Source organism: Mycolicibacterium wolinskyi (genome assembly GCF_002101965.1).
Taxonomy (GTDB): domain Bacteria; phylum Actinomycetota; class Actinomycetes; order Mycobacteriales; family Mycobacteriaceae; genus Mycobacterium; species Mycobacterium wolinskyi.
Genome location: NZ_LQQA01000009.1, coordinates 269,462 through 275,577, shown reverse-complemented (window position 1 = coordinate 275,577; position 6,116 = coordinate 269,462). Strand labels below are relative to the sequence as shown.

6 protein-coding genes are annotated in these 6,116 nt (G+C 66.5%); 3 read left to right on the top strand and 3 right to left on the bottom strand.

From position 1 onward, the window contains the following. Positions 1-138 precede the first annotated feature (138 nt). Together AWC31_RS08725 and AWC31_RS08720 are read right to left on the bottom strand one after the other, a co-directional pair. On the bottom strand, positions 139-636 hold the full coding sequence (locus AWC31_RS08725; protein WP_207626324.1) for a methylated-DNA--[protein]-cysteine S-methyltransferase: 498 nt from the start codon (positions 634-636) through the stop codon (positions 139-141). A 10-nt stretch (positions 637-646) separates the two neighbouring features. Further along, a complete protein-coding gene (locus AWC31_RS08720) occupies positions 647-2,137 on the bottom strand; it encodes a DNA-3-methyladenine glycosylase 2 family protein (protein WP_085143841.1) in 1,491 nt (496 codons plus the stop codon). 87 nt (positions 2,138-2,224) lie between these two features. Between AWC31_RS08720 and glsA the strand changes: the two genes are divergently transcribed. Next, positions 2,225-3,508: a glutaminase A gene (glsA, locus tag AWC31_RS08715; protein WP_085143882.1), complete on the top strand. Its 1,284-nt coding sequence runs from the start codon at positions 2,225-2,227 to the stop codon at positions 3,506-3,508. Here glsA and AWC31_RS08710 read toward each other — a convergent pair. Continuing rightward, the gene (locus tag AWC31_RS08710) at positions 3,505-5,112 is read right to left on the bottom strand and encodes an adenylate/guanylate cyclase domain-containing protein (protein ID WP_085143840.1); all 1,608 of its coding nucleotides are present in this window, start codon (positions 5,110-5,112) and stop codon (positions 3,505-3,507) included. The two genes, glsA and AWC31_RS08710, sit on opposite strands and share 4 nt — an antisense overlap. A 46-nt stretch (positions 5,113-5,158) precedes the next feature. Here AWC31_RS08710 and nucS point away from each other — a divergent pair, with 46 nt between their 5' ends. Together nucS and AWC31_RS08700 are read left to right on the top strand one after the other, a co-directional pair. Further along, positions 5,159-5,833, top strand: coding sequence for an endonuclease NucS (gene nucS / locus AWC31_RS08705; RefSeq protein WP_067858243.1), 675 nt, complete (start codon positions 5,159-5,161; stop codon positions 5,831-5,833). Continuing rightward, complete coding sequence (locus tag AWC31_RS08700; protein ID WP_085143839.1) at positions 5,833-6,114, top strand: Rv1322 family protein; 282 nt, start codon at positions 5,833-5,835, stop codon at positions 6,112-6,114. Before nucS ends, AWC31_RS08700 begins: the two co-directional genes overlap by 1 nt. Positions 6,115-6,116 lie beyond the last annotated feature (2 nt).

The window sequence follows — 6,116 nt, the reverse complement described above, 5'->3', positions numbered from 1 at the left end:
GAACCCGGAAGCTAAGCCTGCCAGCGCCGATGATACTACCCACACGGGTGGAAAAGTAGGACACCGCCGAACACAAATTAGACCTGAGCCCCCCAATTCCGATTGGGGGGCTCAGGCATTTGTGCGCTCAACGCGTTTTCAGTTGAAGAGCGCCGGCCTCATGCGGCTTCTCTCCAATTCCAGTAATGCTCTTTTGCGCTCCAGGCCGCCGCCGTAACCGGTGAGACTGCCGTTCGCGCCGATGACTCGATGGCAGGGCACGATTATGCCGATCGGATTATGACCGTTGGCCAAGCCGACTGCCCGAAATGCCCCGGGCGATCCAATTTCGCGTGCGATATCGCCATAGGTACACGTCTCGCCGTAAGGAATGCTCTGCAGCGCATTCCAGACCCGGCGCTGAAATGGCGTCCCGAGCATTTCGAGCTCGAGGACGAATTTCGTCCGTTCGCCAGCGAAGTAGGCGGCTAACTGTTCGACCACCTCGGGAAAAGCGGACTTGTCGGGTGCCCAGCCGTCGCGGCTGGGTTCGTAGGTTTGATCGACCATTCGCAGGTGCATCAACCGTCCGTCCCGGCCGGCCAAGGTCAACGGTCCGACTGGGCTGTCCACCGTGCGGTACTGCATCGTTGTCATCATTCTCCTTCTACCGGTTCGCATTCGGTGGCCAGTGGTTGACCGCGTGGTCCAGCGTCGTCCACAGGTGTTGCGTGGCGTATGCGCGCCACGGCCGCCACCGGGTGCTGTGCGCGATCAATGCGCCAGGTTCGGTCGGCAGGCCAAGCTGTTCCGCGGCCAGCTTGACCCCGAGATCGGTCGCCGGGAAGGCGTCGGGGTCACCCAACCCGCGCAGGGCGATCACTTCCGCGGTCCACGGGCCCACACCCGGTAATGCCAGAAGCTGTTCGCGCGCACGATGCCAGTCGCATCCCGGATCGAGGACGAGTGCGTCCTCGGCCAGCGCGCTCACCATGGCGCGAACCGTCCGCTTCCGCGACTCCGGCATCGCCAGGTGACTCGGGTCGACCTCGGCCAGATCCGCGACGCTGGGAAATACGTGCGTCAGGCCGCCCTGTTCATCGCGGACGGCAGACCCGTAGGCGGCGGCCAGCCGCCCAGCGTGAGTGCGGGCGGCTTTGATCGATACCTGCTGACCGATCACGACCCGAAGGGCGAGCTCGGCTTCGTCGACGGTCCGCGGGATACGTTGCCCTGGCGCCTTGGCGACCACGGCGCTGAGATCGGTGTCGGCTCCGAGCGCGTCGACGACGGCTTCGGGGTCGGCATCCAGGTCGAGCAGCCGCCGGCAGCGCGCGATCGCGGCAGACAAATCGCGAAAGTCGTCGAGCACGAGCTGGCAGCGGACATGGTCGGGCTGCGGCTCCAGCCCGACGATGCCGTTGCCGTGGGGTAGGCGCAACGTGCGGCGGTAGATACCGTCGCGGACCTCCTCTACGCCGGGCACGGCGCTGGCAGCCAAATGACCGAACAGGCCTTCGTAAGCGAACGGGCTACGAACCGGCAACCGCAGCGACAGCATGCCCGGGGACGCGGCGTCGTCCATGGCGATCCGGGTTCGCGCGCGGCGACGCAGCTCTGACGGCGTCATATCGCACACAGCTCGGATGGTGTCGTTGAACTGGCGGATCGAGGCGAAGCCCGCGGCGAAAGCCACGTCGCTGAACGGCAATTCGGTGGTCTCGATCAACACGCGCGCGGTTTGGCTGCGCTGGGCCCGGGCCAGCGCGAGCGGGTTGGCACCCAGCTCGGCCTGCAAGATCCGCTGCAGCTGGCGGGTGGTGTATCCCACCCGGGCGGCCAGGCCGGTGACGCCTTCGCGGTCGACCGTGCCGTCGGCGATCAGGCGCATGCACCGGGCGACGACATCGCCGCGCATATTCCATTCGGGAGATCCAGGCGATGCGTCGGGTCGGCATCGCTTGCAGGCCCGGAAACCCGCCGCCTGCGCGGCCGCGGCCGTCGGATAGAACCGCATGTTCTTCGCGAACGGCGGCCGTACCGGGCAGCTGGGCCGGCAGTAGATGCCGGTGGTGAGCACGGCGGTCACAAACCAGCCGTCGAACCGCGCGTCCTTCGACTGGACGGCGCGGTAACAGCGGTCGAAATCCTCGTGCATGCGTCCACGTTTACACGGATGCACCGACATCACTGGCGGAAAACCGACATCGTCGTCGCAGGACCAGCCCGGGCTACACTGCAGACCGTGGCCGACCTGGTGCAGCGGTACCTGGATCAGATCTGTGCCGAGCACGTGGCCCTGCGCGAGGGTGCGCTTGCGGACTATATCCCCGAACTCGCCACCGTCGATCCGGATGGTTTCGGTGTGACGTTGTCGTCGTCAGACGGTTTCGTCTACGAATCCGGCGACACCGCAGCCGAATTCACCATCCAGTCGATATCCAAGCCGTTCACCTATGCGCTTGCGCTCGACCAGATCGGCGAGCGGGCGGTCGATGCCCGAATCGGCGTCGAACCGACGGGGGAGGCCTTCAACGAGATCAGCGTCGACAAGACCACCAAGACGCCCAAGAACCCGATGATCAACGCGGGAGCCATCGCCGCGGTGTCGCTGGTGCCCGGTGCCACGCCCGACGAACGGTTCAACCGAATCCACGAGTTCTACTCGGCATGTGCCGGGCGGCGGCTCGACGTCGACTTCGACGTGTATGCCTCCGAGAAGGCGACCGGCAACCGCAATCGGGCGATCGCGTACATGCTGACCAGCTTCGGCGCACTTCAGGGCGATCCCGACGAGGTGCTCGACGTGTACTTCCGGCAGTGCTCGATCAAGGTCACCAGTACGGACCTGGCCCGGATGGCCGCCACGCTGGCCCGTGGCGGGCTGAACCCGTTGACGGGGCGGCGAGTCACCGACGGGCAGGTGGTACGGCGCACGCTCAGCGTGATGGTCACGTGTGGCATGTACGACGCGGCAGGAGACTGGGTCAGTGCCGTCGGTATGCCCGCCAAGAGCGGGGTGGGCGGCGGTATCGCCGCGGTGCTGCCGGGGCAACTCGGAATCGGTGTCTACTCACCGCGTCTGGACGCCAAGGGCAACAGCGTGCGCGGGGTCGAGGTATGCCGCAGCCTGTCGACGAGGCTGGGGCTGCATTTCCTCACGGTCGGCCGCGAGACCTCGGCGACGCTGCGAGCGGTCTACGACGCAGGCCCACGCATCCGCGTGTACGAGATCCAAGGCGACCTGTTGTTCGCGGGCGCCGAGCAGGTGCTGCGCACGGCCGCACGCGAAAGCGCGGGCTTCGACGTCGCGATCCTGGACGGCACCAGGGTTGACGACATCAACGACACGGCCCGCGACATGCTCACCGGCATGCGGGCCGGCCTCGCCGAGGACGGCAAGGAGGGCTACCTCGTCGACCCCGACGGACGGGTGGTGCCCGCCGAACGACGCGGCGACTACGACGCCGTCGTGTTCCGGACGGTCGACGATGCCGTCGCCGCCGCGCGGCAGTTGCTCAGCGGCTAGACCGGCACCGCGATGCGGGTCGGCTCATCGAGCCCGCGGAGCGTCACCGTTTCACCGAATGTCCAATGGGTGCTTTCGGTTTCGGTGGCATGGGCAATGGTGTCCGACGAGGCGACCAGATGGCCCGGCACCGATTTGGCGAACTCGCACAGTCTGGCCGCCTCGTTGACGGGCTCGCCGATCACGGTGTATTCGAAGCGCTGCTTGGCGCCGACATTGCCGGCCACCACCTGACCGGCCGCCACCCCGATGCCCGCGTCGAGTTCAGGCACCTCGGTGCGCAGCCGCGCGGCGATCGCCCTGGCCGCCGCAAGCGCCTCGTCCTCGGCGTTCTCCAGCGAAGCCGGCGCGCCGAACACCGCCAGCACGGCGTCGCCCTCGAATTTGTTGACCAGCCCGCGGTGGCGGTCGACCTCGTCGACGATCACGGCGAAGAACCGGTTGAGCAGCGCGACCACCTCGACCGCGGGCCGGCTCGTCACCAGTTGGGTCGAACCGATGACGTCGACGAAAATGACTGCCGCATGGCGTTCTTCGCCGCCGAGCACGGGCCTTTCCTTCTCTGCCAGCGCGGCGACCTCACGGCCGACATGGCGGCCGAACAGATCGCGTACCCGCTCGCGCTCGCGCAGCCCGTGCACCATGGAGTTGAACCCACGCTGCAGCTGGCCGAGTTCGGTGCCGTCGAACACCACCAGATTGGTGTTCAGATCGCCCTGCTCGACTCGGTTGAGCGCCGCACGCACGACTCGGATCGGGGTGGCCGTCAGCCACGACAGAATCCACATCAGGATGAACCCGAACACCAGCGCGAACACCGCCAAGGTGATCACCGCGAACGCGAACTGGGTGGGGGTGAGGTTCTCCAGGGTCAACGCGAAGATGGCGGCCAACAGGATTCCGAGCACCGGCACACCAGAACCGAGCGCCCACACCATCATCGTGCGGCCCATGATTCCCGGCGCGAACCGCATCGGTGGCGGGCCCGCCTCCAGCGCCTGTGCGGCCACCGGTCGCAGGGCGAACTCGGTGAACAGGAAGCAGCTCGTTGACACGACGATTCCCGGAAAGCTGATGCCCAACAGGAACTTCGGAATGTAGTTGGTGTCGACCAGACCGTAGAGCGTGGTGAGCAGAGCCGTGCCGATCGCCCACAGCACGAGCAACACCCGGGTGAGCCGCAACGGAGCAAAGAACGTGTTGCGCTGATCCTCCTGAGTCGGCGTGCGCTCCTCGATGGCCCAGCGCACGCTGTTGATCACCCTGCTGGTGGCCCAGAAGACGCCGACGATCAGCGCCAGCACGATGTAGGCGGGCGCGACGCCGAAGGTGATCCAGAGGGCGCCCGGCGCGAACACCTCGGGCGAGGGGAAGGTCAGCGTGACCACGAGCAACGACACACCGATGCCGAGCAGATTGGCGACGATCACGAACGTCGTCAGGATCAGCTGAATGCGGATCCGCCGTCTGGGCTGGCTTTCGGAAACCCGCCCCAGCACCCATGAGCCGTATTCCGGGGTCGTGGACGGAAGCTTGCTGCTCTGCCGGGTGACGGTCTCCAGCACCCGGCCCAGCCGCCGCGCGACCGATTTATCGGCGTTCATTGTCGCCTCAGCCTAGTTCGTCGGTGGTGCCCTTAAGGTGGATCGGGTGCGCCTTGTCATAGCCCAGTGCACCGTCGACTACGTCGGGCGGTTGACCGCCCACCTTCCGTCGGCTCGCCGGCTGCTGTTGTTCAAAGCTGACGGATCGGTCAGCGTGCATGCCGATGACCGCGCCTACAAGCCGCTGAACTGGATGAGTCCGCCGTGCTGGGTCACCGAGCAGGAGACCGATGCAGGAGATCCGCTCTGGGTCGTGGAGAACAAGACGGGCGAGCAACTGCGCATCACCGTCGAGGACGTCGAACACGACTCCAGCCACGAGCTCGGTGTCGACCCCGGGCTGGTGAAGGACGGCGTCGAGGCGCACCTGCAGGCGCTGTTGGCCGAGCACGTCGAATTGCTCGGTGCCGGTTACACGTTGGTGCGTCGCGAGTATCCGACCGCGATCGGGCCCGTGGATCTGTTGTGCCGTGACGAGCTGGGCCGCTCGGTGGCCGTCGAGATCAAGCGCCGCGGCGAGATCGACGGTGTCGAACAGCTGACCCGCTACCTGGAGCTGCTCAACCGCGACACCGTGCTGGCCCCGGTCGCAGGCGTCTTCGCCGCCCAGCAGATCAAGCCGCAGGCCCGCACATTGGCCACCGATCGCGGAATCCGTTGCGTCACCTTGGATTATGACCAGATGCGCGGCATGGACAGCGACGAGTATCGGCTGTTCTGATGTCTCGTCGGCGCAGGGAACCTCGGCGGCTGCCGCCGTTACCGCCGCCGCGCCGTATCGAGATCGGGCCCGACGGCTACGAATACGAGGTGCGCATCGTCACCGCGGCGCGGGCGGTCAAGAACTATCGCTGCCCGGGCTGCGATCACGAAATCCGTTCGGGCGTCGCGCATGTGGTGGTCTTGCCGGTGGAACTCGGCGATGTCGACGACCGCAGGCACTGGCACACGTCGTGCTGGACGAATCGGGTCAACCGCAGCCCGACGCGCCGGTGGTCCTAGTG

Excerpts from the sequence above, each read along its gene's own strand:
- AWC31_RS08700 (WP_085143839.1), top strand. The coding sequence starts at position 5,833 with ATGTCTCGTCGGCGCAGGGAACCTCGGCGGCTGCCGCCGTTACCGCCG.
- AWC31_RS08710 (WP_085143840.1), bottom strand. The coding sequence starts at position 5,112 with ATGAACGCCGATAAATCGGTCGCGCGGCGGCTGGGCCGGGTGCTGGAG.
- AWC31_RS08720 (WP_085143841.1), bottom strand. The coding sequence starts at position 2,137 with ATGCACGAGGATTTCGACCGCTGTTACCGCGCCGTCCAGTCGAAGGAC.
- AWC31_RS08725 (WP_207626324.1), bottom strand. The coding sequence starts at position 636 with ATGACAACGATGCAGTACCGCACGGTGGACAGCCCAGTCGGACCGTTG.